The following is a 25478-nucleotide window of genomic DNA, read 5'->3' on the forward strand; positions in this document are numbered from 1 at the left end:
TTGCATGCGGCGGGCGCTTGCGCGACCATGTGGCCCCGCCGATCGCCCGACCGATGTCCCTCCTCACCCGTCTCACCCGCCTCTTCGCCGCCCGCCGCGAGGGCGTCCCGGCCTCGCCCCAGGTCACGGAGCGCCTGGCCGTGGCGGCGCTCCTCGTCCATGTGGCGCGCGTCGACGGCCGGGTGAGCGAGGCCGAGCGAACCCGCCTCACGGCGATCCTGGCCCGCCGCTTCGGCGCCGATCTCGACGAGGCGGGCCGGCTCGTGGAGGAGGCGGGCGAGCTCGATCATCAAAGCGGGGACGTGGACGCCCTCGTCGATCTCCTGGGCCATGGGACCGACGACGCGGAGCGCCGGCGCATCCTTGCCCTCGCCCACGAGATCGCGGCCTCCGACGGCATCCTGCACGAGTTCGAGGACGGGCTCCTGTGGCGCCTCGGCCGGGCCCTGGGCCTCGACGAGGCGGCGCTGGCGCAAGCGCGGGACGCGGCCTCGCGCGCCGCCCCATGACCCGGCGTCCGCCCACCCGCCGCCCGGTCCTCATCGTCCTCCATCAGGAGACGTCGACCCCCGGCCGCGTCGGGCGCCTCCTCCTGGAGCGCGGCTACCCCCTCGACATCCGACGCCCGCGCTTCGGCGACCCCCTGCCCGAGACGCTCGCGGGGCACGCCGGCGCAATGATCTTCGGCGGTCCCATGAGCGCCAACGATCCCGACGACTTCCTGCGCCAGGAGACCGATTGGGTCGGGACGGTGCTGCGCGAGGAGAAGCCGTTCCTCGGCCTGTGCCTCGGCGCCCAGATGCTCGCCCGGCATCTCGGGGCGCGGGTCTACGCCCACCCGGAAGGCCGCGCCGAGATCGGCTATTACCCCCTCGTCCCGACGCCCGAGGGCGAGGCCATGGCGCGGGACCTCGGCACGCCCTGGCCGAGCCACGTCTATCACTGGCACCGGGAGGGCTTCGACGCGCCGCCCGGCGCCACGACGCTCGCGGTGGGCGACGATTTTCCCGTCCAGGCGATCCGGGTCGGGGCGCGGGCCTATGGCTTCCAGTTCCATCCGGAGGTGACCCACGCCATGGTCTGCCGCTGGACCGTGCGGGCGCACGAGCGCCTGAGCCTGCCGGGGGCGCAGGCCCGCCACGAGCATCTCGAGCGCCGCCTCATGCACGACCCGTGCGTCGCCGCCTGGCTCGACGCCTTCCTCGACCATTGGCTCGGCGAGCCCCGCGTCCCCCGTCGCACGAAACCCCGCCGGAGCCCATCGCTCCGAGCGTGACGCCGTCGTGGGATCGCAGGTTTCGGGGCGACGCCCCGTGAGCGCGGGGGGCCGTGCGGGGCGACACGCCGCATGTCCGGCCGTCGGAACTTTCGAAATCGGGGTGATTTACCTCAGTGGTACCAGTTCACGACGCGGCCCGGCTCGCGTCGGCCGGTGCCCTTGCCCGTTGCATGCGCAGGGCCGTCCCGCTCGCGGGCGGCGCGCCTGAGGAGGCTACGAGATGTCGCTGACCGGTCGCTTCACGTTCCGCCGGACCTGGATGGGTCGGATCGTTCTCCAGGTGGAGGAGGAGGTGAAGGGCTGGTCCCTGTCGAGCCAGGCCCGCAAGCGCCGCTGGCGCGACGCCACCATGGTGGACCTCGCCCAGCCCGAGATGCGCGCCCTCATCGACCTGCGGCACCGGCCGCAATTCATGACGCAGAGCTACTACCCGGCTGCCGAGCCGCGCCATGCGGAGGCCGACCCGATCGTGAGCGTGCGGCTCTATGACGAGCCCGCGAACCGGGCGCGCTGAGGCGGAAGGCCCGCCGGTCAGCTGTTGCGGGCGATGATCTGCTGCACGATGCGGTCGCGGGCCGCCACGGGCAGCTCCAGCCCCGTGACCGTCCACGTGAAGCCCGACAGCTGCATCTCCAGGCGAAAGCGCTCGGGCAGGGGGCGGCCCATCGGCAGGGCGATGAGGAAGGTCCGGAACCCCCGCCACTCCGAGGCGAAGAACAGGTCGCGCGCGTTCGCGAGGGTCAGCGCCCGGGAGACGTCGAGATCCTCGACCATGCCGCGCGCCTGGCCGCCGCCGTCGACCACGCCCCCGGGAAGCCGCCCCGTCGACATCATCTGCATCAGGGCGTCCGAGGTCAGGTAGGGGGCGAGCAGGGGATCGACGATCGCGGCGGCCGCGGCTGCCCCGAACTGCGACGTGGTGCTCTGGTCCTTCTGGGCCCCGCTCGCCCGCATGTAGGCGGCGCCGACCTGCCGGGCGAGCGAGGTGCGCAGCGCCCGCATGTCGATGCGCCGCTCCACGGCCGCCACCTCCCGCGACCTGACGCTGTCGGCGAGCGACAGGAGAGCCCCGAGCGGCGAGACGATGTAGACGAGCCAAAGGATGAACGCGCCGAGAACGACGCCGAAGATGGAGCGCATTCCCTCGTCATCGCGGGCAATTGTGGTGGCGGTGGGGCAAGGTCCGGCTCAGCGGCGCAGCGCGTCGATGCCCCTGTCGATGGCGCGCGCCGCGTCGCGGGCCTCGGGCGGGTCGATCCGGCGGTAGCGGGCCTGGACGAAGCCGAAGATGCCGAAGGCGAGGAGCCCCGCGGCCGTGAGGCCGAGCAGCGCCCAGCCATAGGGCTGGGTCTCGAGGGTTCTCAGCGCGCCGCCGAGGCCCTGCACCTCCCGCGAATTGCTGTGGAGCGCCGCCGCCACCACGAAGCCGCCGATGATCACGAACACGACGCCGCGCGCCGCGAAGCCCAGGCGCCCCATGGACTGCGCCCAGGGCCGCGCGTCGGCGGGCAGGGACAGTCGGTCGAGCACCTTTCCGCGCCACGCCTTCCAGAGCCAGACGAGCCCCGTCCCGGCAACCGCGACGCCGACGAGGCCTACGAGCCATTGCCCGAAGGGTTTGGTCATGAGCCAGGCCGTCCAGTCCCGCGCCGCCTGATCCTCGGGCCCGCCGCCCGACCCCCAGCCCAGGGCGAGGCTCAGCGCCGAAAGGGCGAGACCCGCGTTGATCGCCCCGCCGAGCCCCTGCCCGGCGCGCACCGCGAGGCCCTTGGCGGAGGTGCCGTGCCGGTCGGCGTCCAACAGGGCCGCGATGGCCTGCCAGGCGGCGAAGCAGGCGAGGCCCAAGGCCACGGCGCCGAGCAGCGCGCGGCCGAAGGGCTGGTCGAGGAGGGAGCGCAGCGCGTTGCGGCTGCCCCCGGTCTGCCCGCCCGCCCCGAAGGCGGCGAGGAGGGCAAGGCCGCCGACGAGGCAATAGACCACGCCGCGGGCTCCGAACCCGAGGCGGGCGGCGATCTCCAGGGCGGATCCTCGACGGGGCAAGCGCGTCTCCCAGATGGCCGATGCCAACGGGATTACGGCCACGTTTGTTCCGGGACCGCCCCCGGCCCCGGTCAGGCCACCTGGAGGCGCTGCCCCGGATCGAGGAAGGGCTGGAGCTCGGACAGGGGCAGGGGCCTGGCGAACAGGTAGCCCTGGACCTCCTTGCAGCCCTCCCGCTCCAGGCTCGCGAGCTGCTCGACCGTCTCCACGCCCTCCGCGGTGGTGGTCATGCCGAGGCTGTGGCCGAGACCCGCCACGGCGCGCACGATCGCCACCGAATCGTCCCGGGCCGGCAGGTCGCGGATGAAGGACTGGTCGATCTTGATCTTGTCGAAGGGGAAGCGGCGCAGGTAGCTCAAGCTCGAATAGCCCGTGCCGAAATCGTCCATGGAGATCCGCGCGCCCAAGGCCCGCAGCTGATGCAGGGTCGCGAGCGTGGATTCCGTGTCGTCCAGCATCACGGCCTCGGTGATCTCAAGCTCCAGCCGGGAGGCGGGCAGGTGCGAGGCGGCGAGCGCCGAGAACACGGCCGTGACGAGGTGGCGGCTGCGAACCTGGACCGGCGAGAGGTTCACCGCCACGCCGATGGGGGCGGGCCAGGCGGCGGCGTCGGCGCAGGCCTGGCGCAGGACCCACTCGCCGATGGGCACGATGAGCCCGATCTCCTCGGCGAGCGGGATGAACTCGGCCGGCGAGATCATGCCCCGTTCCGGATGGCGCCAGCGCAGCAGCGCCTCGAACCCCGTCACCGTCCCGGACCGGACGTTGACGAAGGGCTGGTAGTGGAGGACGAACTCGCCCTGGGCCAAGGCCTGGCGCAGGTCCACCTCCAGCACCCGGCGAGCCTGCATGGCGGCGTCCATGCGCGCCTCGAAGAAATGGTAGCCGCCCCGCTCCTCGGCCTTGGCGCGATGGAGGGCCATGTCGGCGTTTCGCAGGAGCTGGTCCGGGTCGTTCCCGTCCCCGGGCGACACCGCCACGCCCGCGCTCGCGCCGACGACGATCTGGTGGCCGGCGACCTCGTAGGGGGCGCTCAGGGCCTCGATGATCTGGCGCGCGAGCCGCCGGGCACCGCCGGGCTGCGCCACGCCCGCCTGCACCACGGCGAACTCGTCGCCGCCCAGGCGCGCCACGAGGTCGGGCTCGCGCACGCAGGCGCGCAGGCGCTCGGCGACGAGCGCCAGCAGCCCGTCGCCGACCGGATGGCCGAGCGAGTCGTTCACGCTCTTGAAGCGGTCGAGATCGAGGCACAGGACCGCCACCGCCTCGTCGCGCCCGGCACGGCGCAGGGCGTCGGCGAGGGCCTCGCGGAACCGCACCCGGTTGGGCAGGTCGGTGAGGGCGTCGTGGCGGGCCATGTGGCTGATGCGCGCCTCCGCCCGCTGCGCCTGCGTGACGTCCTCGTGCGTCGCGACCCAGCCGCCGCCCGTCATGGGCTGGTGGGAGATCTTGATGATGCGGCCGTCCCGGAGCTCCAGCGTGTAGCGGCTCGGCTCGCCGGCGAGCGCCCGGCTGACATGATCGTGGTTGAACCGGTCGGGATCCAGGGGCCCGCACCCGGTTCGCACCCGATGCTCCAGGATTGCGTCGAGGGTCGTGCCCGGCGCCGTGAGAGCCGGCGGCAGGGCGTACATGCCGGCATAGATCTCGTTGCAGAGGATCAACCCGCCGTCGGCCCCGAACATCGCGAGCCCGTGCGACATGTTGTTGAGCGCCGTGTCGAGCCGCAGGCGGTGCGCCGCCGCCTCGAGCGCAAGCGCCTCGCCCTGCCGCAGGCTCTCCTGATAGCCCGCGAAGGTGGCGAAGAGGGCGCCGATCTCGTCCTGCCGGTCGGGGACCTGGATCACGAGGTCGCGCCGGCCCGCGGCGAGCTTGCGCAGGATCCGGGTGCCCGAATCGAGGGGCCGTGCGACATGGCGGACCACGAACACGGTTCCGCCGGCGCCGATGCCGATGCAGGTGACGAGGGCCGCCATGGCGATCCAGACGCCGCCCGCGATCCAGCGCTCCGCGTCGGCCTGGCCTGCCCGGACGCGAGCCGCGAAGGTGGCCCGCAGCAGCCGCAGGGAATCCTGGAGGGGCCTGATGTCCCGCACCCACTCCGTCAGGGGCTGGTGGAGATCGGCGCCCGGCCGCTCCAGCGCGGCGACGATCCGGTCCCGTCCCCGGAGCGCCGCCCCGAGGCCGGCCTGGAGCTCGCTTGAGAGCGCCGACGGCGCGTCCCGGTCGGCGCCGAGCGCCCGCAGGGCGCCGGCATGCGTCTCGATCGCCTCGAAGGCGGCGACGGCTCCGGCCCGCCCCTCGTCCGGGCCGTCCACCCGGGTCAGGACCGAGGCGAGATGGCCCGATACGGCGTCGATCGCGCCCGACAGCGCGGCCGCGCTCCGTTCGATCGCGACGTCCCGGCTCACCAGCGTGTCGACGGAGCGGCGCACCTGCTCGGAGATGGCCCATCCGGTCAGGGCGAAGAGCCCCGTCAGGGCCGCCATGAGAAGGTAGGTGGCGGGCAGCAGGTGCCTGATGCGCATGCGGCTCACCATGGGCCTGCCCCGGACGGGCATCGCCCGGAGCAGGCCCTGCCGTCGCTGGGCTTCGGCCCGCTCACGATGCGGTCGAGCTTGAGCCCACGCCGGCGGGGCGCGGGTCGTTCGGGGCGCGCGGCAGCCATGGCATCCTCGATCCTCCGGGAACGCTATCGTTGCGTTTGCGGCCACTTAGCCGGGAGAACCGTTACGGAACCTGTAAGATCGGGCGGGCCGGGGAGCGATGTCCGGCTGCGCCTGAGCGTCGTTGGGGCGCCGCTCCGGGAGTCGGGGCGACGCGGCCTCGCGCGGGGTCACGCCGCGTCGCGGCCGTCAGATGGCGCCCACGAGGGCGAGCGCCGCCCAGGCGAGCCCAAGGCACCAGGCCAGGGTGAGCACGCAGCCCAGGCCGATGGCGGCGATCGGCCAAAGCTCCGCCAGCATCCGGGGCATCCGGTAGGATTGGTCCTCGCTCAGGGCGAGGGGGCGCATGCGCATGTTCAGGTCGATGATTTTCATGTCTGGAAAAACGGTTTTGAAAGGGCTGAAAGGGCGGCAACGCCCGGCGGTTCGTTCAATCGTCAGGGATGGTGGCAGAGCGGGTCGGCGCTGCGGATGCTCCGGCGGCCGACCGATCCGGCCTGCTCGAGCGCGATGAGGCGGTTGGCGCGATCCTTGAGGTCGCCCCAGGTGCCCACGACGCAATCGCACCGGAAACACCGCACGGGAGCTGAGTCGTCAAGCGAGAAGGGCGGCTTGACGGCGCTGGCGTCGCAAAGCGTGCAGGCGAAGATCGGCATCGTCGGACCTCCCGGCGGTGGCGGACGTCACATCGGACGAATGGGACGGCCTGGTCAACGCCAGGCTCGAACGGTGGTTAACCCAGCGGCAGCCCTCCCGGCAGCAAGAAGGATGCCACCCCTGGCCCGCGTCTCTCGGCACGATGCGCAAGCGGCCATTAACCGTGCCCTCGCAATCGCCGGGATGCTGGCGAACCTGCGGCTTTGCGGCAAGGATGCGATAAGACCTGAGACCCATTCTGTCCCGCAATCCGCTGGGACAGACATCATGATGTGGGTCGCCGTCGCCTATCTTGCGTGCCTTGCCGTCTTCGTCGAAGGCGCGCATCGTGCGCCCGTGATCGAAGGCCTGGAATGACCTGCCGGGCGCCTTGCTGAGCGCCCCTAACGCCGCCAAAACCGGCAGGCGCCGCCCGTCGCGCGACCATGCCCGAGCGTAAGAGGCCGGACCCGCGCCCGCCCCAGCCCGCAAGGGCTCACGCCCTGCGCCGCAGGCACCTCGAACGAAGCCGCCGTCGAACGCAATGCGCCCACCCCACGACTGCCGATCGGCAGGCGTGAGGCGGGAGTATCGGCGCATCACCAGGATCGGGTGGAGCCGAAGCCGCCGGATCCGCCACAACGTGATCTCAAGGACCCACGTCGCCTCTGATCGCGAGGTCCGGCGATCTCCTGCCGCACGAGGGCGCCGAGAGGGGCCCGGACGGCCCAGGCCGGCGGGCTCGCTCGGGCGCCCCGCGAGGGCTTCCGAGCCCTCACATCTCATGCGCTCCGAAGACCTGAGCTCTCGGAGGCTGGGTCATAGCGACGGCCCACCCTCCAACCCTCGTCCTGAGGTGCCCGCCGGAGGCGGGCCTCGAAAGGCCATCCAGGGATCTCCGGAGGGCTGTGGAAGCGTCGTGCGTGCTCCGAGGCCCTGCCACGCAGGGCGCCTCAGCATGAGGGGGACAGGTGCGAACCCTTTCGGGTCAGGCTCTCAGATCCACAGCCCGTCGGTGCAGGCGGCCTGCGGCCTCTCCGGAAAGGCCTGGAGCACGGTGAGCCCCGCATCGGTGCGCGGGCCCAGGGCCTCGCGCGACAGGCCGAGCCAGACGGCGCCGGCGGGGGGCGCCGAGACGGCCGTCAGAAGCGCCGCGAGGGCAAGCAGACGAAAACGCGTGACCATGGAAGTCCCCGAAACTTGTCTCGCCTCCAGGTCTAGCAGGAGCGCCTTGAGGTCACGTGAGCGCAACGAGGAGAATCGGGACTATGGCGGTCAGGTCCGCTTAACCTTGCCGGGCCCGGGGCGCGGCCGTCACGGGAGGATGGACCAGTTCCCGTTCCACAAGCCCCTGCGCTCCTGCCGCGCCTCCTCCGCCTCGGCCTGGAACCGCCCCTCCTCCGTGGGGCGGGCCCAGCCCTCGCTCACGAGCCGCGCCGCGAGGTCGCCCTCCGGCGTGGCGCATCGGGCCTCGACCTCGGTGACGTCGGCCTTGTCGGCGCTGCACCGCAGGAGGCCCGTTCGCGTGGCGTTGTTGAGCGCGGCCCGTCCCCGCAGGCCGCAGGCCCAGCGCCGGCCCCAATCGTCCGAGCACACCGCCTTGCCGTCGGGACCCGTCACGCCCTTGAGCCGCACGGTCATGAGCGGGGTCCGCAGCGTCACGGCATCGACGAGCTCGAAGGGCGCTTGCAGCTCGAAATAGCTCTCAGGAGCCGCTCCGGCCGGTGCGGGAACGAGCGCCTCCTGCGCCTTGGGCCTCGGCGGCTCCGCGGGAGCCGGCACGTCGGACGGCGCCTCGATGGACGGGGCAAGGGACGACAGAGCCGTCCGTCCCAGAAACGCGAGGAGCACTGCCAGCCCGGCGATCGCTGCCACCGCCAGGGCGGCGGTTCCGCCGTGCCGTGCCCCCACGATGCGGCCTGCCGCCCGGTCCCAGCCCCGCCACGCGGCCGCGAGCCGGCGTCCCAGGCGGTCGTAGCCGATCGGCTGCCCGTCCCACGGCAGGGCACGGGGCCCGGGCGCCGGCGGATGGCGGAGCCGGCCGGCTCTATCCGGCGTGGGATCGGGACGGGACGGCATGCGTCGGCGCGGTCATCTGGGGTGGGCCTCCGGTCCGGCGGCGTTCATGGTTCTTAAAGCCGGCAACGGCGCTGTGGCGTCAAGGGCCGGCGCCCGGCGCCGATCGACGCGAATCGCTTGCACGCCCGCATCCCCGCGACGGTTTGGCGGCAGGTGTTGCCGGCCTGCATCAGGGGCTCGCCCGGCGCCCGGCTCGTGCCGTTGAGGCATCCGGACACGCCTTGGGAAAGCAACGGATCGCACCCATGATGTGAAGCGTGATCAAGGCGTTGGCCCTCGTGCCCGACCGTTAGGCGGCCGATCTCAGTATTTACCAGGATATTAAGCCAAGCTTGTAAACGGGGTTTTCCGCGTTTAGACCCCGTTCGCATAAGCCGAGTTCTTGGGGGACTTCATGCGGATTGCGATGATTGGTTCGGGCTATGTTGGCCTCGTGTCGGGCGCCTGCCTGGCCGACTTCGGCCACGTGGTGACCTGCGTCGACAAGGACCCGGCCAAGATCGCCGCCCTCCAGGCCGGCCAGATGCCCATCTTCGAGCCGGGCCTCGCCGAGCTCGTGGCCAAGAACGTGGCGGCCGGCCGCCTGTTCTTCACCACCGACCTCACCCAGCCCGTGCGCGAGGCCAAGGCCGTGTTCATCGCGGTGGGCACGCCTTCCCGGCGCGGCGACGGCCATGCGGACCTTTCTTACGTTTATGGCGCGGCGCGCGAGATCGCGGCGGTCATGGACGGGTTCACCGTCGTGGTGACCAAGAGCACCGTGCCGGTGGGCACGGGCGACGAGGTCGAGCGCATCCTGGGCGAGACCCGCCCGGACGGGGACTTCGCCGTGGTGTCGAACCCCGAGTTCCTGCGCGAAGGCGCGGCGATCGGCGACTTCAAGCGCCCCGACCGGATCGTGATCGGCACGCACGATCCGCGCGCCGAGGCCGTGATGCGCGACGTCTACCGTCCGCTCCACCTCAACCACTCGCCGCTTCTCGTCACCGGCCGGCGCACGGCCGAGCTCACGAAATACGCCGCCAACGCATTCCTCGCGACCAAGATCACCTTCATCAACGAGGTGGCGGACCTGTGTGAGCGCGTCGGCGCCGACGTGCAGGACGTGGCCCGCGGGATCGGCCTCGACAACCGGATCGGGTCGAAGTTCCTGCATGCGGGCCCGGGCTATGGCGGCTCGTGCTTCCCGAAGGACACGCTGGCCCTCATGAAGACGGCACAGGACTCGGGCGCCCCGATGCGGATCGTCGAGACCGTCGTGTCGGTCAACGACCAGCGCAAGCGCGCCATGGGCCGCAAGGTGATCGCCGCCTGCGGCGGCTCGGTGCGCGGCCGCACGATCGCGGTCTTAGGTCTCACCTTCAAGCCCGACACGGACGACATGCGCGAGGCGCCGTCCCTGTCGGTGATCACGGCCCTCCAGGATGCGGGCGCGCGGGTTCGCGCCTATGACCCCGAGGGCATGGGGCCTGCGGCCTCGATGCTCGACGGTGTCGAGTACGCCGCCGACGCCTATGCCTGCCTGGCGGGCGCGGACGCGGCGGTCCTCGTCACCGAGTGGGAGGAGTTCCGGGCACTGGACCTGGAGCGTGTGCGCGACGTCATGCGGGCCCCGGTGCTCGTCGACCTGCGCAACGTCTATCGGCCCGACCACATGGCCCAGGCAGGCTTTACCTACGTCTCCGTGGGACGAGCCTTCGTGGCCGACGTCGCGAGCGAGTCCTCGCCGGCCGGCGTTGCTGCGGAATAAAACACGGGGCGGGCCGTTGCTTGGGCCCGCAGGGAAGTCCGGGCGGGGCATTGTTTGTGCAATGCGGTCATGCTAGACAGTTACGACAGTTTGGGGGTGTAGACACATGAACAAGACACGTTTTGCTGCAAAGGCCTCGGCCATGGCGCTGGGCTTGGGCGTTGCCCTCCTCCCGGGGGCCGCCCTCGCCGTGTGCGCGGCGCCGGTGGCGGGGACGACGCTGGTCGCGCCCGACCAGCTCCTCTCGCGCTTCCCTGAGGGTGGAGGCGGCCTCGTCTCCGAGGTCCGCAACCTGGTGGCGACCAATCCGGCCAATCTCGACGCCATCGTGGCACTCGCGGCCCGGGGGACGGCGGCCCAGAAGCGGGCGATCGGCGCGGGCCTGGGCCAGGCGGCCGGCATCTGCGCGCGGCCTGATCCCGACACGGCCCGCCGCATTCAGGAGGCCACGGTGCGCCTCGATGACCGGGAGATCCTCCTCGCGTTCCAGGCCGTGACCGGTGACCGGCAGACGGCCGCGGCCGGGGGCCGGGGCGGTGGCGCCGGCGGCAACGGAGGCGGGATCGGCGGCGGCGGCGTCGGCGGCAATGGCGTGGGTGTCGGGGGCGGGGGCGGAGCCTCGAACTTCTTCGGCAACTCGACGAGCGTGCTCGGCAACACCAATGCCAGTGGCCACACGATCGGCGGCCCCGCGCTTGCCCTGCGGCCGAGCCAGGGCGCCAGCCGGAACCGCTAGCCCGGGCGCCAAGCCCCACAACGCTGCACGCATGAGGCCGGGTGGAAATCTTCCTCCCGGCTCTTTCTTTGAGGCCCGAAGCTAAGCAGGTTGGCACAACCGATGTTGAAACTGAAAACCGCCGACATTGAGAGGGCCGCGCCGGCTCAAGCCGAGGACGTCCTCCCGTTCACGCTGGACTTTGCCTATTACTGGACCGTCATCCGGCGGGAGTGGCCGCTCATCGCGGCGGTCGCGGCGGCGGCCGTCGGCCTGGGCTTGGTCTATGTGCTGACCGCGCAGCCGCTCTTCACGGCGTCGGGCTCGATCATGATCGACGTCCGTAAGAACCAAGTCATGCAGAACCAGCAGGTCATCGGCGACATGCAGATGGACGCGAGCGGCATCGAGAGCCAGGTCGAGCTGATCAAGTCCGAGAGCGTGGCCCTCGCGGTCATCCGCGAGTTGAAGCTCCTCGACGATCCTGTCTTCAACTCCGGCGGCAGTCTCCTCCGGCGGGTGTTGTCGGCCTTCTCCAGCGACGAAGGCGTGGCTTCGGACTCGGAGAGAGAGCGCCTCGCCGTGACGGCATTTGTCCAGTCGCTGAAGGCGAAGCGGGCCGGCCTGACCTACGTCATCGACATCGAGTTCACCTCGCCGTCCGCGGAGCGGTCGGCTGAGATCGTGAACGCCATCGCTGACGCCTACATGGTCAACGAGCTCGACGCCCGCTACCAGGCGACCAAGCGGGCCAGCCGGTGGCTGCAGGACCGCATCAAGGAACTCCGGGAGCAGGCGAACGTCGCCGAGCAGCGGGTCCAGGAGTTCCGGGCGAAGAACGGCATCGTCGACACGGGCCGGGGCCTCCTCTCCGAGCAGCAATTGTCGGACGTGAACACCCAGCTTGCCATGGCTCGCGCGCTCACGGCCGAGACCAAGGCAAAGCTCGACCGCATCACGGACGTGGCCCGGGGGGACGTCCCCGACGCGACCGTCACGGACGCCCTGCGCAACGAGGTCATCACGCGCCTGCGGGCGCAATACCTCGACATCTCGGCCCGGTTCTCCGATTGGTCGGCTCGCTACGGCGCGAACCACACGGCAACCGTGAACCTCCGCAACCAGATGCAGGAGATCCGCCGGTCGATCCTCGACGAATTGCGCCGCATCGGGGAGACCTACAAGAGCGACTATGAGATCGCCCGGGCGCGTGAGCAGTCGCTTCAGGACAGCCTCGCGGGCCTCGTGAGCCAGGCGGGCGTGACGGGGCAGGCGCAGGTACAGTTGCGGGACCTCGAGAGCTCCGCGCAGACGGCGCGGAACCTCTACGACAGCTTCCTGCAGCGCTTCATGGAGGCGACGCAGCAGCAGACCTTCCCAATCAGCGAGGCGCGCCTGATCACGGCCGCGACCCCGCCCCTGTTCAAGAGCGCCCCCCGCACGAAGCTGATCGTGCCCGCCGCGGGCCTCTTGGGCTTGATGCTCGGCATTGCGGCGGCCCTGATCCGCGAGCGCCTCGACAACGTCTTCCGGACGGTGCGGGACGTGGAAACCTTCACCGGCGCGGAGTGCCTCGGCATCCTGCCCAAGGTCGACCCGGCCCCCGCGGAGACGCCCGCCTTGCGCGACGTCAGCGCCGGCGTGCGGTCCATCTCACGCCAGAAGACGGTGACCCGGCACGTCCTCGACGCGCCCTTCTCACGCTTCACGGAGACGCTCCGGAGCGTAAAGGTCGCGGCCGACATCCGCGGCCTGACCAACGAGACCCGCATCATCGGCGTGGTCTCGGCGGTGCCGAACGAGGGCAAGACGACCATCTCGGCCAACTTCGCGACCCTGCTCGCGCAGACCGGGAACAAGGTCCTCCTGATCGACAGCGACCTCCGCAATCCGTCCCTCACCAAGACCCTTGCGCCGGACGCCGAGGCGGGCCTCGTGGAGGTGATCACGCGCGCGAAGTCTCTCTCCGAGGTGATCTGCACCGAAGCGGCCACGGGCCTGCACTTCCTGCCGGCGGTCCTGAAGGGCCGCATCTCTCACACGGCAGAACTCATCTCGTCGCGGGCCATGGCGGCCCTGCTCGAGGGCGCGCGCGAGCACTACAATTACGTCATCGTCGACCTGCCCCCGATTGCACCCGTCGTCGACGTGAGGGCCGTGGCTCACCTCATCGATGGCTTTGTCTGCGTCACCGAGTGGGGCAAGACCAGCCGTGACGTCGTGGGGGAGGCCTTCACGAGCGTCGACCTCCTCCAGGAGCGCCTGATCGGCGTCGTCCTCAACAAGGCGAACCCGGGCGCGCTCAAGCGGATCGAGAGCTACAAGGGCCGATACTACGGGAAGTACTACCAGGACTACGGCGCCGCCGCATGAGGCCGGGGCGAGTGCTCCTGCGGGGCCTGTGCCTCGCACTCGCCGCGGGCGCCCTCGGGTGGGCGGCCGCGGCCTTCCGGGCCCTCCCGCCCGAGCCGCGCGTCCTCGTGATCGGCGACCGCGTGGCCCGCGGTGACACCTTCCGGCCTGACGTGATCCGCGCCTGGGCCGGCCGCGTCGAGGCGTCCCTCGGCGCCACCTGCGACGTGCCCTACCTGACACACGGGCTGTTCATCCTCATGAAGGCCCTGGAGGTCGAGCGTGAGCAGGCCGATCTCGCCGCCCTCGACCGGCGGACTGAGGCGGCGAGATCGGCGGCAGTGCGGACGCTCACGTGCGCCCCGACCCACTCCTTCGCTTGGCTTTCGTTGTACTGGATCGACACGGCCCGACTTGGGGCCGGAACCGCCCTGCAGGGTCTGCTCGCGCAGTCGTACCGGACCGGCCCCAAAGAAATGTGGATCGCCGTGCGGCGTAACCCGCTCGCTATGAACATATTCGAGGAGTTAAGCCCCGAACTGCAATTGCGAGCCGTCGATGAATTCCTCGACCTCGTGCAGGTAGCGCCATTCGACTTTACCGCCGCGATCTTCACTTCGCTCGCGCCTGAAACTCAGGCTGCGATCTTACCGCGCTTGGCAGAGGTTCCAATCGATCGGCGGCGCTTCCTTGCTCGCAGGCTTGAGAGCCGCGGGCTCGAACTCGAAATCCCTGGGCTCCCCGCACGGGACGAACGTCCCTGGCGGCGCTGAGCCGGGAGAACGCCGCAACTCGGCACGACGAGATGGGGGTGAACTCATCCCTGCCCGTGCGAGCCGGCGGAAGGACGAGTGATGCCGGCCCTGGCCCCTTCTCGGGCCTGATCCCAAACTTTCGCTACGCCCGAAAACAGCTCTCAGCTACTAATCAGCTCCGCGCCTTGAACGGGAGTTTAGGAGCGGGGCCCTCAACACAAGAGGCGAGGTCGGCCTCGGTTGCCGCACGGCCTTGCGCGGCTGCGCTAAGGCCCTGCGCGGCTGCGCTCTCCTCAACCGATGACGCCACAGCTTGCGCCAGCCCCGTCGCTGTCACGGCCGCGAACACCACCGCGTAGCCCGGAATTTGCAGCGAGAAATCCACGATGGCGTGAAGGCTGCCCAGCAATCCGACGGCCATCCCGCCGACAGTGAGAAAGCGCGCGCGCCGCCGCCGGACAACGCCCCGTACAAGCGCCGCCGCACATAACGCCCAGGCTGCGAGCACCATTGCCGCCACGGGGAGCCCCAATTCCACGGCAATCTCAAGGGGCACTGAGTGGGCTTTATCGAATACGCCGGCCGTGGCACCGACCCCGCTGCGGTAAGCTGGAAACACGGTCTCGAATTGGCCCAAGCCGATCCCGAGCCAGGGGTGGTCGCGGATCATGCCAAGCACCGCCCAGTACGTATCCGTGCGGCTGATGTCCTCAAAGCCGCGCGTGCTGATGCGCCCCATTACGAGGCCCCCCAGCAGTTCCAGGGCCACGGCCACGACTGCCGCCATGACGGCGAGAGCCCGCAGCCCCCCGAAACGGCGCTGAGTGCGCGCAGTCCAGGCGAGACCCGCCACCGCGAGGGCGAGTAGGGACAGGACGAGGCCGGCGCGAGAGCCTGTCATGCCGAGGGCCGTCATGCAGGCTACAAGACCTATACTCGCTAGGATGACCTCCTTCGGCACGCCATTGCGGGACCAATGGGCCAGCGTGAGCCGGACGCCGAGTTCCCCGCCCGTGGACCGGCGCACGGCACGCAGGAGGAGCAGTAGCCAAAGGATCGAGATGGTGCCGAAGTAGGTCGCGGCCGTGTTCCGGTTCACAAAAGTCCCGGTGAGATTCGAGAGATAAGCCTCCTTCTCACGCCACAGCAGGCTTTTTGGGTCGATCACGACGGCGGGTATGGAGTAGAGGGCGTATGCAAGGCCCGCCAGGGCGATGAAGCGCACCAGTTGGTTCGCCTCGTCCTTATCGGCCGCGAGCAGGAACGCCCGCACGAACGTGAGCGTGACAAGGAGGGGCAGGCCCAACGCGCGCCAGGGTCCGTCCCCTGATGGAATGATTTGCGCCGGGAGGGTGACGCCGAGCAGGCCCGAGGCTTCCCCCCAGGCCGGGTGGGCCGGTAACAAGCCGTCAGGGGGGAGGCTCTGAAGGAGCGCCGCCGCGACGACAGCCGTGAGAGCGAGGGGAACGGGGACAAGCCAGGGCAGCTGGCTCGGGCGGACGCGGGCCACGTCGGCGGTGGCGAGGCTGACCCCCAGGAGGAGGCACCAGGTTATGATCCAGGTCGAGTCGACGGAGCCGAAGGGTAGGGGAGACAGGCCGAAGGCGGCGTAGGCCGCCGCCTTCGAGAAGCCGACTCGCGGCAGGGCGGCGAGGGTCAGAACCGGCCGCCCTTGATTGCGATCCGGCCGACGTTCGTGTCGGACACCGTATTCGCGCCGAGCTGCAGGAAGGCGAGGAACTTCGCGAGTTCGGACGCCGCCGAGTTCGAGACGAACAGGATATCCTGGTCACGCATCGGGAACTTCGTGGCGAGGAACAGGCCGTCTGGCTCGCGCATGTTCACCCGGTAGATCACGGGCACCATGGGGCTCATGTAGGGCGTCACGTCGATCCCCATCTCGGCCGCGAGAGCCTTGGGCTCGAGGCGGTAGACGAAGGTCTGGGTCGGGTCACCCCGCAGGTCGAGGATGCCGCCCGAGCGGCCGACGGCCTGCGCCAGCGTGAGTGTCTCGTTCTCGAAGTTGATCTGCCCGTTCAGGCCCGAGGCGCCGAGCGCCATGAAGCTGCGGAACTCGCGGTTCAGGACGACCGTGTCGCCCGGGTAGAGGTAGACGTTGTTGTCGGCGCTTGCGATCACGTTATTAAGGTAGATTTTTGCCGTGCGGTTGCCCCGCTTGAGGGTCACGTATGTCTCATAAGCCGGATATTTCGGGCCGCCCGCGCGGGCCACGGCGTCGAGGAGGCGGTCCCCGGCCGTGATCGAGAAGCGCACCGAACTGTTCACCTCACCCGTGACGGTGACGCGGCTTGAGCGCCCGTCTTGGAGCGTGACAACGGCCTGGGGCTCGATGGCCCGGTTGCGCAGGCGTTCCTCAATCGCGGCCTGCACTTCCGCGGGGGTGCGGCCTGCGGCTTGGACGGCGCCAGCGTATGGAACGGAGATAAAGCCTCGAAGGTCAACTTCCTGATTCGGCAGGCTAACGAAGTTCCCCGCGCGAGAACCGGCGTCTTGAGGGATGAAAAGGCCACCGGATGCTGCCTCAAAAATCGTGACGCTGACCACGTCGCCAACGCCGAGACGGATCGCCGGAGGTGGGCGGCGCTCGCCGAAGGTCCGCGATAGGGCTGGCTCCCGCGCCTCCTGCACCTTCGCGAGAACGGCCGGGCTCACATCAAGTAAGGCGTACTGCACCTTGTCCGGATCCGCCGGCTTTGATGTTACAACGTCGATGGAGCTTGGGCCTTGGTTAGGAAAAAACGCGCATCCGGCGGAAAATGCAGCGATAGCTGTCGTTAACACGAGTGAATACGGCGCGCGCAGCCGCGGTCGCCCTGCAGTTACGTTTTTCAAGTGAGGCCCCCATAAGAGTCTGGTTCTTACGGTGTGTCTAGCATGGAGCATGGCTGAACGTGTGTTGCGCGGCGACAACACTTCCGAACGATCCACCGGGCGTGGGAACCCCGTCGTGGTCGCATTCAGAGGCTTAGTCCGCTATCTCAGTGGATCAGCGTGGATCGGGTGCTCTGGAGGCTGTAGGGTTCGCCGCGCTTGTTTCAGCGTAAACGGCGTCAAGCAGCTTTATGACCACTCCGTGGCTATAATGCTGCAAGACGCGCGCTCGGGCGGCAGCACCCAGGCGCTCGCGCTCCTCTGCGGTGTACGCGAGGCGCGTGATAGCCGCTGCAAGGGCATTGATATCGCCGGGCGTCACCAGAACCCCGTCTCGGCCGTTGGTGATAAGCTCGGGAATCCCGCCGACATCGGTCGTAATCACCGGCAATCCGGCGGCCATGGCCTCAAGCACGCTCATAGGTAGCCCCTCATTATAAGAGGGTAACACGTACACATCAGCGTCGGCCAAGAGCGACACACGTTCCTGCGGGCCCACCCAACCTCTGAAATCGACCCGCTCTGCGATTCCGAGCTCAGCTGAAAGACGGCGCGCCTCTTCCACCTCTCCGTTGCCGCCCAATACAAGCCGCAGGCTGGGATATTCGCTCGAAGCACGCGCAAAGGCGCGCAGGAGATCGTACGTCCCCTTTCGCGGTCCAATCAAACCCAAAAACAGGAGCGTCGTGTTCGAAGTCCGCGGTCGCACGATTTGAGGCGGAACGGTCACGTAGTTGGGCACTACTACAACCCGAGCCCCCGGGGCTACTATTTGCACGAAGTCGCGCCAGCTCTCGGAGAGGACGAGAACCCGCGTCGCAAGCTCTAATTGCCCGGTGATTGCGGCCTGCAAGCGCGGGGACTGGCGCTCGTAGAAGGCCTTCATCTCCGACCCATGCAGATGGAGCAGGACTGGCACCCCGCGTGCGCGCGCCATCCGCGCGAAAAGCGACTTGCGCCAGAAGCTTCCACGCATGGCCGCATGTATATGAACGAGTCCGACTGGCTCTGTAACTAGCATGCGGGCGAATTGCGCAAGCGCGCGGGCGAGTACCATCTGGCGGTGCACGAAACTTCCGTCAGCATAGGAGTGGATGAGGTGGACACCCTGACTGGCAACAAAGCCATCTTGGACGTATCCCTCGACCACGCTGCGCATTCCGCCGCGCGCAGCATTCCAAATCATGATCTTCATCGCGCGGAGACCTGTTGACAGGCGATTGTAGTTGAGCCGTCAGCGCCGCGGCGCAAACGGGTCAGGTATGCTCTCGGGCCGGAATGGACTAATCTGTGGGTCGGCGATGGAGCCACGGCCAAGGGAGTTGGACGGTTCTGGGACCATGGGTTTTTCGAGCAGGGTTGGGGATGAGCCCCGGTCGGAGACGGCCGCGGTGAAGCCGGTGTTTAATTCCGCATCGCTGTGTCGGCGGACGGTGTCCTGCAAGCGACGAGCGAGTGCTGCCTCCGAGGCGGTGAGGCACATCCGTGCAGCCGCACCAATTCCGACCCCAATCGCTCGTCGCTGAAGGCCGTTGGCGCTGTTTAACAGTCTCATCACCGGATCGAGCGTCTTGATGTCACCAGAGACCAAGTCGCGTATGTCGTACGAGAGGGCTTGGTCGCCCTTGGGGTATCGCTCGAGAAGCCCACTCGGGCGAATCAGGAAGCTGTCGATCATCGGTCGAATCTGTGCCGATGGTTTCTTGCTGCAAGCAGCTTGAGCGGCACTCGTCGAGGTCGCAAACGCAAATGCCAGAAGGGTCAGGCGAAGAAGAGTCATCCCGAGGTACCGTCGAGCTTTGATGCATCTCCCCCAGCCCTAACACGGACGGCGGCAAGGGATCTAGACAAGACGAGCAGCAGGTCGCGTGGGTCTTGTAGACAGCTGATCAAACCAGAGCACGATGGCGGCGAGGGTGACGACAGCGAGATAATTGTGGGTTGTTTTCTCGTAGCGAGTGGCGAAGGCTCTGAGCTTGGCAAAGCAGCACTCAACGAGGTGGCGCACGCGATGGAGGTGCGGGTCCAAGGATTGGTTGCAGGTCCGGCCCGGGTTGTCGGGGATTGCCGCCTGCGCGCCCTTGCCGGTGATTTCCCCAAGGGCAGGTGGCCGGTATTGCCAGCCGCGCTTGCCATGAGGGCCTGAGCCCGCAGCGGTTCGACCTGGGGCACGTCGCCTCGGTCGCCGCCTGTCAGGTACAGCCGGATCGAGCAGCACAAGCTTCGCGACGCTATATGGATCTTGATGTTCAAATCGGTGCGCAAGCGGCCAAGGGCCTGATCCTCGGAGCTTCTAAGTGCGCGCCAAGCGCGTGCTGCTGGGCATGCACGATGTGGAGGCGATGATCAGGCATTATATGACGCTCGAGCGGCTGAAGTTGTGGAACACGCTATCTCAAGCCCGAAGCGCATCGGGCAGGTCGCGCCACCGCGGGACGGTGCGCGCGACCCACAGCACGCCTTTGTCGCGCCTCGCTCGTCAGGCCGCCCGATGATCAAGGGTGATACGCTCCTGTTACGCGTTGCTGAGAACAAGCCGATCCAGAACACCCAGAACTGCCCGAGGGCAGCCTTGAACCACAGAGCGCCTGTGGTTCTACCTAAACCAACATCGGGTAGAGAGAGAAACGTTAGATACGCTCAACTGTGGTGTTTCGGCTCACGGCGGTGAGGGATACCCAAGTGTTGGCGTCGGCCGCCGACTGGCGACGCACCCACCGGTAGTCCGTCGCGCTCCAAGGCCGGACTGCTGCTGATAAATTGTCTAACACGTAATCGCCGTTGCTTGTGCGAACGGTGAGGACAAGGTGGGCCTCGCCCCAGGAGGTCTCCACCTCCGTGAGTAGAAGTGCCCCCGCTGGCCAACCTCGCTGTATAAGGTGGTGACGTTTAGTGACCGCGTAATCGTTACAATCCCCCGCATGCGGGCCAACCTCCCATGTGCCCACGCCGGCGAATGCGGACTTCCGTATGGGGCGGATGCTTTGGTTGACGGACCGGTTCACCTCAATTAGATCGCGAACTGCCTGCGGATCAATCGGCACCGACCCGCCCGATCCGACGCTTGTGCACTCAGTAGGTTTTCGCAAGCAGAAGCGGACGAAGGCCGTGGGGGCAAGCACCCGCTCGCCCTCGTTCATGCCGGAGGCTCGTGGCAAAGGTGGCTGAGGGCGATGCACCGGGAAGGGCACAGCCAAGGCCTTAGTACCGGAGACGATGAGGGCAGCTATTATCGGTAGCCGGGAGATGCGATGGAAATGCCTGATCCCAGGGGCGGAAGTCGTCATAGCGGGGCACCTCGAATGTGTCTGCCCCTTGTCTAAATATTAGAAATGAATATCACGCTTTAGACGGTCACTTAGATTTAGTGTCGGTTTTTACATGCACTTAACCGTTCAAGCTTCGCCGCTCCGTGCGTCTCTTCGTGCCTGTCCACTTGCACAGATTCGCCTACCGTGAGACTAACCTCTTTGCGTTCGGGCTGGGCGCGGTCAGGTCCACCGATCGACCGAAGCCCGGGCCGGGCGCCAACATTCGGACCAGACCTTGCACCCCGACGAACCAACCTCGCCACCTTCAGACGATGGGCTTCGCCGCAAGGCTCTGACCGGTGCGGCTATGATGGCCGCGCGCCAGCTCGTCTCCATATTCCTGAAACTTATTGGTGTTGTGCTAATCACCCGCTATCTCGGACCTGAGCGATACGGCAGTTATGTAGCTGCTCTCGGCGTGTACCAGTTCCTGGTTGCAGTTGGCAGCGTCGGCATTAACATCGCACTCCTGCGTCACGAAGGAGATCTCGATAGATCATATATTGGGACCGCCACAACAATCGTGGTTATCATCTCAGCAATCCTCCTTATATTAATTGAGCTGGCTATGCCCAGCTTGGCGTGGTTCATCGGCGTTCAAGGTTTTGCGGAATTAGCGCGCTGGCTTTTTCTAGCGCTTCCGCTCCAGCTCCTGATCCTCATACCGATGACGCAGATTGAGCGTCGGCTTGACTACAAGCCGCTTACGATGATCGAGATCAGCGGTCAGGTACTTTACTACTCCATTGCGGCCCCTCTGATCATCAGCGGTGAAGGACCGGTCGCGCTCGTTGCGGCGTATCTCCTACAGCAGATTGCAACGATCATCATCACACATTTATATATTGGCCGTGCTCCCAATTTGAATTGGGACACCAATATAGCTCGAACGATAATAAGTTCAGGTATTACTTTTTCTCTTGCGAATTGGATCTGGATGGGGCGTTCATTGGTAAACCCATTGATAATTGGCAGCCAACTCGGGGCATATGCGGTCGGCATTGTGAGTCTAGTAGTCGGTATTTTAGAAATGCTCACGATTCTTAAATTCGTTGCTTGGCGGCTTACGATCGCTGTGATAGCGCGCTTTCCTGATGACCATGATCGAATCAGGCGCGCGATAACGCAAGGTATGGAGCTCCAGATTATCAGTACGGGAACATTCTTGTTGGGCTTTGGTTGGTTGGGCCATTGGATTGTACCAATTGCTTTCGGCGAACGATGGCTACCTGCACTCGAACTGTATCCATATGTTGCGATTGTATATCTTACGACAGCGCCTTTTAATATGATGACAGCCACTATGTCTGCGCTTGGATTTAATAAATATCTGGCGTATTTCCATGTTTCATACATAGTTTCTTTCGCTACTGCAGCCTTCATTCTAGTACCTATATTCGGAATACGCGGTTACGGTCTAGGAGAGATCGCCGCCCTTCCTACATATCTACTACTCCATGCCCTCTTGACGCGGCAGATTGGTGCACCGAATTATCGTATCGCAGCACTCTGGTGGACGGCAGCGGCGATCGGATTATTCTGGCGCGAACTTGGCGTATGGGCGATAGTCGCGCCATTTGCAGTACTCGGCCTTCCGGTTTCCTGGAAGCGACTTTATGGATACATAACATCAGTCTACCCAGGAATGTCTCAGCGTCGTTCGCCCTAGGGTCCGGACCCATAAATGTGTTTGAGCGCGCTGGCGTCCTGTGATTCAGGGTCTCTGAGGAGACCGCCGATGGATTAAGACCGCTTCTGGCTTACGGACGATCAGTTCGCGAAGATCGCCCCGCATCTGCCCACCAACATGAGGGGCAAGGCGCGGGTCGATGATCGACGCGTGATCTCCGGCATTATCCACGTGCTGAAGTCAGGCGGGCGCTGGGTGGACGCGCCGGAGGTCTACGGCCCTTGCAAAACCCTCTACAACCGCTTCGTCCGCTGGGCTGTGAAGGGGATCTGGACGGCCCTCTTCCAGGCTCTCCCGCAGGCAGGCGGCCCGCCTGCTCACGTTTTAATGGACTCGTCTGCCGTGAAGGCCCACCGCTCGGCTGCTGGCGGTAAAGGGGGGAGCAGAGCCAGGCGATCGCCCGCTCGCGTGGCGGGCGCTCGACCAAGATCCACGCGCTCACGAATCGCCACTGCTGTCCCATCGGCTTCATACTCACGGGCGGGCAGGTCGCCGATTGCAAGGCAGCAGCGGCGCTTTTGCACCACCTGCCGCCCTCGGCTCGGGTCCTCCATGGCGACAAGGGCTACGACACCAACGCTATCCGCCAGCAGCTCGAGGCCACTGGCACCCTGCCCAACATACCGCCCAAAGCGAACCGGATCTGGAAGAGGGGCTTCTCGCCCGTGCTCTACCGCGCCCGCAACGCCATCGAGCGCATGTTCTGTCGGCTGAAAGACTTCCGCCGCGTCGCGACCCGCTACGACCGGCTCGCTGCCGACTACCTCGCCGCCGTCTGCCGCGCTACGCCGTCAGCTACTGGTTATGAGTCCAAACCCTAAGTAGCCGTTCTTACAAAATGCTGCTCTTTTGGGGCCATCGACTGAACGGGAGATACTGGCGGAACCATTGCCTTTTCCGTCACAAATAGCTGGGCCCGGCTGCGCGCTTCGTGGAATACCGGAAGCGCGACGCAGCCGTTGAAAACGGAGGACGCCTCTGTTAAAGCGCGTAGAAGCGTACGCGAAAAACATGTATGTCGCTTTTAGCGGCCTAGTTCGGTTTGGATCGAACGAACCTAGGCTTGGCTCGCTTGAAATCCTCTCTAAAGAGAATAGTGGGAGGATATATCTCGGATGGAGAAGTGAATTAATGTACCGTCCTTTTGGTGTTTTTAGGACATTCCTTGCATTGCTGGTGATTGTGCAGCATGGGCATCATGTGGCGCCGGCTGGTTGGGTACTAGGGCGCTTCGGATCCGGCACTCTTGCGGTAATAGCCTTCTTCAGTCTTTCCGGATTTGTGATCACCGAGGCCGCAGTACGTTTCTATTCAAATCGACCTTGGGCCTTCATCGCCAATCGGGGGCTTCGCATTGTGCCGCAATACGTACTAGCGGTACTCTTAAGCATGGCCGCAATTCTGATTTGTTCCAAAATCTCTCCCGAGATATTTCCGAACGGCCTTGTCGGCAATACTTCGGAACAGATTTTTTCTCCATACAACATCATGATGAACATCATCAATATTTTTCCCGGTGTTCGGGCTGAGCCACCATTTGTCCCTTATTCATGGGCCCTGCGTGTCGAAATAACCTTTTATATCTTGTTAATGGCCGGAATTTGGTTAAATGTCCTCGCGCCTAATAACGGTATCAAGATTTTTGGAACAACAATACTCGCCGTATTCATGCTTTATATACTAGGGATTGGCCCATCTATTTCACAATACATACCAATTTTTGCATTTGGAGCCGTTCTCTATCGCGTCGTGGCTGCGCCAAGCGTCGCAAGTTATCTCACCCTTGGTGCACTTTTATCGGTCTCGTTTTATATCTGTATAGCGGTCACCCTTCCCGAGGCATTGGCGCAGCCATTCACGATTGGTGAGCGGTCGATACATTTGTTAATCTTCTTTGGCCTGATGTTAGCGCCATGGTGGCTGGCGACCTGCCGCGTCGGGCCGGCGATAGCTCACCTTGACCGGCGAATTGGGGATTTATCATTCCCCATCTATCTTCAGCAGTATGCCATCCTCGTTTTCGCCAAAACCTTCATGCCTGTGTCTTACACAACTTTTATCTTCGTAGTGATTGCGGCGATCATTCTAGCTTGGTGCTCGGACGCGGTCGTCGAAGCACCGTTGCGCATCCTGCGCGATCGTATTCGAGGACGGTCACTGCAGAACGTAGCAGCGGTTCACAACACGGTCATGGCGCCAGGTTCCCTTACGAAGCCCGAGGCACCTCAGACTACAAGGGCTTGTTAGGCTCCGGACTCAACACGAGTAAATAGCGGCGATGGCGAGGCACACGCTGGTGAGGAAGTCAGTTGCGAGCCGTTCGTAGCGGCATCGATGCGGCGAAGGTCACCATGGCGGCAAAACGTGCGCTCGGTGGCGTTGCGAGCGCGATAGAGAAGAAGTGCAGAGCAATTCTTCCAAACCCGGTGTCTTTGCGCGGCATGTAGCGCAGGGTGCCACGGGCTTGAACTTGCAGGCGAACAGGGCTTAGGTGCCGATGCTCGAACTCGAGAAGCAGTGCCTGCGTACAGCCATGGCCGACCTCACGTTCGACAACCTCCTCCTGGCTGGGGCCGAAGAGCGAAACTCCTGAGCCCCGCCCGCCGACGTACCTACATCGAGCACATGATGCTGACCCTCGCGGTCTCCCAGCGCAGTGCCTGCCGCGCGCTTGGTCAGCGTCGCTCGATGCAGTCTAAGGTGCCTCGGGGCAGAAACGACGAGGAGGCGCTCACGACCGACCTGATCGAGCTTACGCGCCGGTACGGCCGTTACAATCACTGCAAGATTCGTACCCTAGTACTGGAGGCAAGCTGGCTCGTGAACGATAAGCCGATGGAGCGGATGTGGCGACGCGAGGACCTGAAGGCGTCAGTCCGCCACCCAGGCGTGGACGGATGTGACTAGCGGGCGCCTCCTGCGTACGGTTGCGGCCACAGAATCGGGATCACGGCTGGAGCTCCGACTTTGTCGAGGACCGCACCTTCGACGGTCGGAAGTTCCAGATGCTCGACGTGGTGGACGAGTTCACACACGAGTGTCTGGCGATCCGGGTAGCGCGCAAGCTGAAAGCCGCGGACATGATCGACGTGCTCTCAGACCCGTTCATCCTACGTCGGGTGCCGGGTGCGTGCGGACGATTGGCTGGAGGTCGTAGCTCGGTCCGTTCAGACGTTGGGGCCAAGACGACCTCCATCGCGCCGCGCTCGCCCGGCGAGAATGGGTACGTCGAGTCGTTCAACGCCCGGCTCCTGGACGAGCTTCTGGGCGGGAACTCCTTCAACAGCTTACCTGAGAGGCTGGCCCGAAATGT

General features: G+C 66.2%; 21 protein-coding genes and 3 pseudogenes. 11 read left to right on the forward strand and 13 right to left on the reverse strand.

Annotated features, from left to right (window positions below; genetic code table 11):
* The first annotated feature begins 53 nt into the window (after window positions 1–53).
* The 3 genes from F0L46_RS13000 to F0L46_RS13010 all read left to right on the forward strand — a co-directional run bounded on the left by F0L46_RS13000 (window position 54) and on the right by F0L46_RS13010 (window position 1793).
* The gene (locus F0L46_RS13000; RefSeq protein ID WP_149818161.1) at window positions 54–509 is read left to right on the forward strand and encodes a tellurite resistance TerB family protein; all 456 of its coding nucleotides are present in this window, start codon (window positions 54–56) and stop codon (window positions 507–509) included.
* The gene (locus F0L46_RS13005; RefSeq protein ID WP_149818163.1) at window positions 506–1276 is read left to right on the forward strand and encodes a glutamine amidotransferase; all 771 of its coding nucleotides are present in this window, start codon (window positions 506–508) and stop codon (window positions 1274–1276) included. The genes F0L46_RS13000 and F0L46_RS13005 overlap by 4 nt, the downstream gene beginning before the upstream one ends.
* Before the next feature lie 223 nt (window positions 1277–1499).
* Window positions 1500–1793 (forward strand): hypothetical protein, encoded by a 294-nt coding sequence (locus tag F0L46_RS13010; protein WP_149818165.1) that lies wholly within the window; start codon window positions 1500–1502, stop codon window positions 1791–1793.
* A gap of 17 nt (window positions 1794–1810) precedes the next feature.
* Here the strand turns inward: F0L46_RS13010 and F0L46_RS13015 are convergent, their stop codons facing one another.
* The 7 genes from F0L46_RS13015 to F0L46_RS13045 form a co-directional block, all read right to left on the reverse strand.
* Window positions 1811–2419: a DUF2939 domain-containing protein gene (locus F0L46_RS13015; RefSeq protein WP_149818167.1), complete on the reverse strand. Its 609-nt coding sequence runs from the start codon at window positions 2417–2419 to the stop codon at window positions 1811–1813.
* Between the two features lie 48 nt (window positions 2420–2467).
* A complete protein-coding gene (locus F0L46_RS13020; protein ID WP_149818169.1) occupies window positions 2468–3319 on the reverse strand; it encodes a DUF1206 domain-containing protein in 852 nt (283 codons plus the stop codon).
* Window positions 3320–3390: 71 nt separating this feature from the next.
* Complete coding sequence (locus F0L46_RS13025; protein ID WP_149818171.1) at window positions 3391–5847, reverse strand: EAL domain-containing protein; 2457 nt, start codon at window positions 5845–5847, stop codon at window positions 3391–3393.
* Between the two features lie 327 nt (window positions 5848–6174).
* Entirely contained in the window at window positions 6175–6360 is a 186-nt protein-coding gene (locus F0L46_RS13030; RefSeq protein WP_149818173.1) for a hypothetical protein, read from the reverse strand.
* 62 nt (window positions 6361–6422) lie between these two features.
* A complete protein-coding gene (locus F0L46_RS13035) occupies window positions 6423–6641 on the reverse strand; it encodes a hypothetical protein (RefSeq protein ID WP_149818175.1) in 219 nt (72 codons plus the stop codon).
* Between the two features lie 976 nt (window positions 6642–7617).
* A complete protein-coding gene (locus F0L46_RS13040) occupies window positions 7618–7806 on the reverse strand; it encodes a hypothetical protein (RefSeq protein ID WP_149818176.1) in 189 nt (62 codons plus the stop codon).
* Window positions 7807–7935: 129 nt separating this feature from the next.
* On the reverse strand, window positions 7936–8700 hold the full coding sequence (locus tag F0L46_RS13045; protein WP_149818179.1) for a thermonuclease family protein: 765 nt from the start codon (window positions 8698–8700) through the stop codon (window positions 7936–7938).
* A 394-nt stretch (window positions 8701–9094) separates the two neighbouring features.
* Between F0L46_RS13045 and F0L46_RS13050 the strand changes: the two genes are divergently transcribed.
* The 4 genes from F0L46_RS13050 to F0L46_RS13065 all read left to right on the forward strand — a co-directional run bounded on the left by F0L46_RS13050 (window position 9095) and on the right by F0L46_RS13065 (window position 14290).
* On the forward strand, window positions 9095–10450 hold the full coding sequence (locus F0L46_RS13050) for a UDP-glucose dehydrogenase family protein (protein WP_149818181.1): 1356 nt from the start codon (window positions 9095–9097) through the stop codon (window positions 10448–10450).
* Between the two features lie 106 nt (window positions 10451–10556).
* A complete protein-coding gene (locus F0L46_RS26185; RefSeq protein WP_188311952.1) occupies window positions 10557–11186 on the forward strand; it encodes a hypothetical protein in 630 nt (209 codons plus the stop codon).
* Window positions 11187–11288: 102 nt separating this feature from the next.
* Window positions 11289–13538 carry a polysaccharide biosynthesis tyrosine autokinase gene (locus F0L46_RS13060; RefSeq protein WP_149818184.1) on the forward strand — a complete coding sequence of 750 codons (2250 nt, stop codon included), beginning with the start codon at window positions 11289–11291 and terminating at the stop codon, window positions 13536–13538.
* A gap of 107 nt (window positions 13539–13645) precedes the next feature.
* Window positions 13646–14290, forward strand: a complete 645-nt coding sequence (locus F0L46_RS13065) for a hypothetical protein (RefSeq protein ID WP_149818186.1) — start codon at window positions 13646–13648, stop codon at window positions 14288–14290.
* A 154-nt stretch (window positions 14291–14444) separates the two neighbouring features.
* Here F0L46_RS13065 and F0L46_RS13070 read toward each other — a convergent pair whose 3' ends face one another.
* The 6 genes and pseudogenes from F0L46_RS13070 to F0L46_RS27190 form a co-directional block, all read right to left on the reverse strand.
* Entirely contained in the window at window positions 14445–15578 is a 1134-nt protein-coding gene (locus tag F0L46_RS13070) for an O-antigen ligase family protein (protein WP_149818188.1), read from the reverse strand.
* Window positions 15579–15928: 350 nt separating this feature from the next.
* Complete coding sequence (locus F0L46_RS13075; RefSeq protein WP_240539985.1) at window positions 15929–17176, reverse strand: polysaccharide biosynthesis/export family protein; 1248 nt, start codon at window positions 17174–17176, stop codon at window positions 15929–15931.
* A 103-nt stretch (window positions 17177–17279) separates the two neighbouring features.
* A complete protein-coding gene (locus F0L46_RS13080; RefSeq protein ID WP_149818192.1) occupies window positions 17280–18359 on the reverse strand; it encodes a glycosyltransferase family 4 protein in 1080 nt (359 codons plus the stop codon).
* 39 nt (window positions 18360–18398) lie between these two features.
* Entirely contained in the window at window positions 18399–18842 is a 444-nt protein-coding gene (locus F0L46_RS13085) for a hypothetical protein (protein ID WP_149818194.1), read from the reverse strand.
* Window positions 18843–19007: 165 nt separating this feature from the next.
* Window positions 19008–19709 (reverse strand): annotated as a pseudogene (locus F0L46_RS13090) (transposase family protein).
* Window positions 19710–19794: 85 nt separating this feature from the next.
* Entirely contained in the window at window positions 19795–20451 is a 657-nt protein-coding gene (locus F0L46_RS27190; protein ID WP_149818196.1) for a transglutaminase-like cysteine peptidase, read from the reverse strand.
* A 259-nt stretch (window positions 20452–20710) separates the two neighbouring features.
* Between F0L46_RS27190 and F0L46_RS13100 the strand changes: the two genes are divergently transcribed.
* The 4 genes and pseudogenes from F0L46_RS13100 to F0L46_RS26860 all read left to right on the forward strand — a co-directional run.
* On the forward strand, window positions 20711–22144 hold the full coding sequence (locus F0L46_RS13100) for an oligosaccharide flippase family protein (RefSeq protein ID WP_149818198.1): 1434 nt from the start codon (window positions 20711–20713) through the stop codon (window positions 22142–22144).
* A 114-nt stretch (window positions 22145–22258) separates the two neighbouring features.
* Window positions 22259–22973: pseudogene (locus tag F0L46_RS13105) on the forward strand (IS5 family transposase).
* A 323-nt stretch (window positions 22974–23296) separates the two neighbouring features.
* Entirely contained in the window at window positions 23297–24412 is a 1116-nt protein-coding gene (locus tag F0L46_RS13110; protein WP_149818202.1) for an acyltransferase family protein, read from the forward strand.
* 253 nt (window positions 24413–24665) lie between these two features.
* Window positions 24666–25478 (forward strand): annotated as a pseudogene (locus F0L46_RS26860) (integrase core domain-containing protein); the annotation flags it as partial.

This window comes from Salinarimonas soli, from assembly GCF_008386575.1.
Taxonomy (GTDB): Bacteria; Pseudomonadota; Alphaproteobacteria; order Rhizobiales; family Beijerinckiaceae; genus Salinarimonas_A; species Salinarimonas_A soli.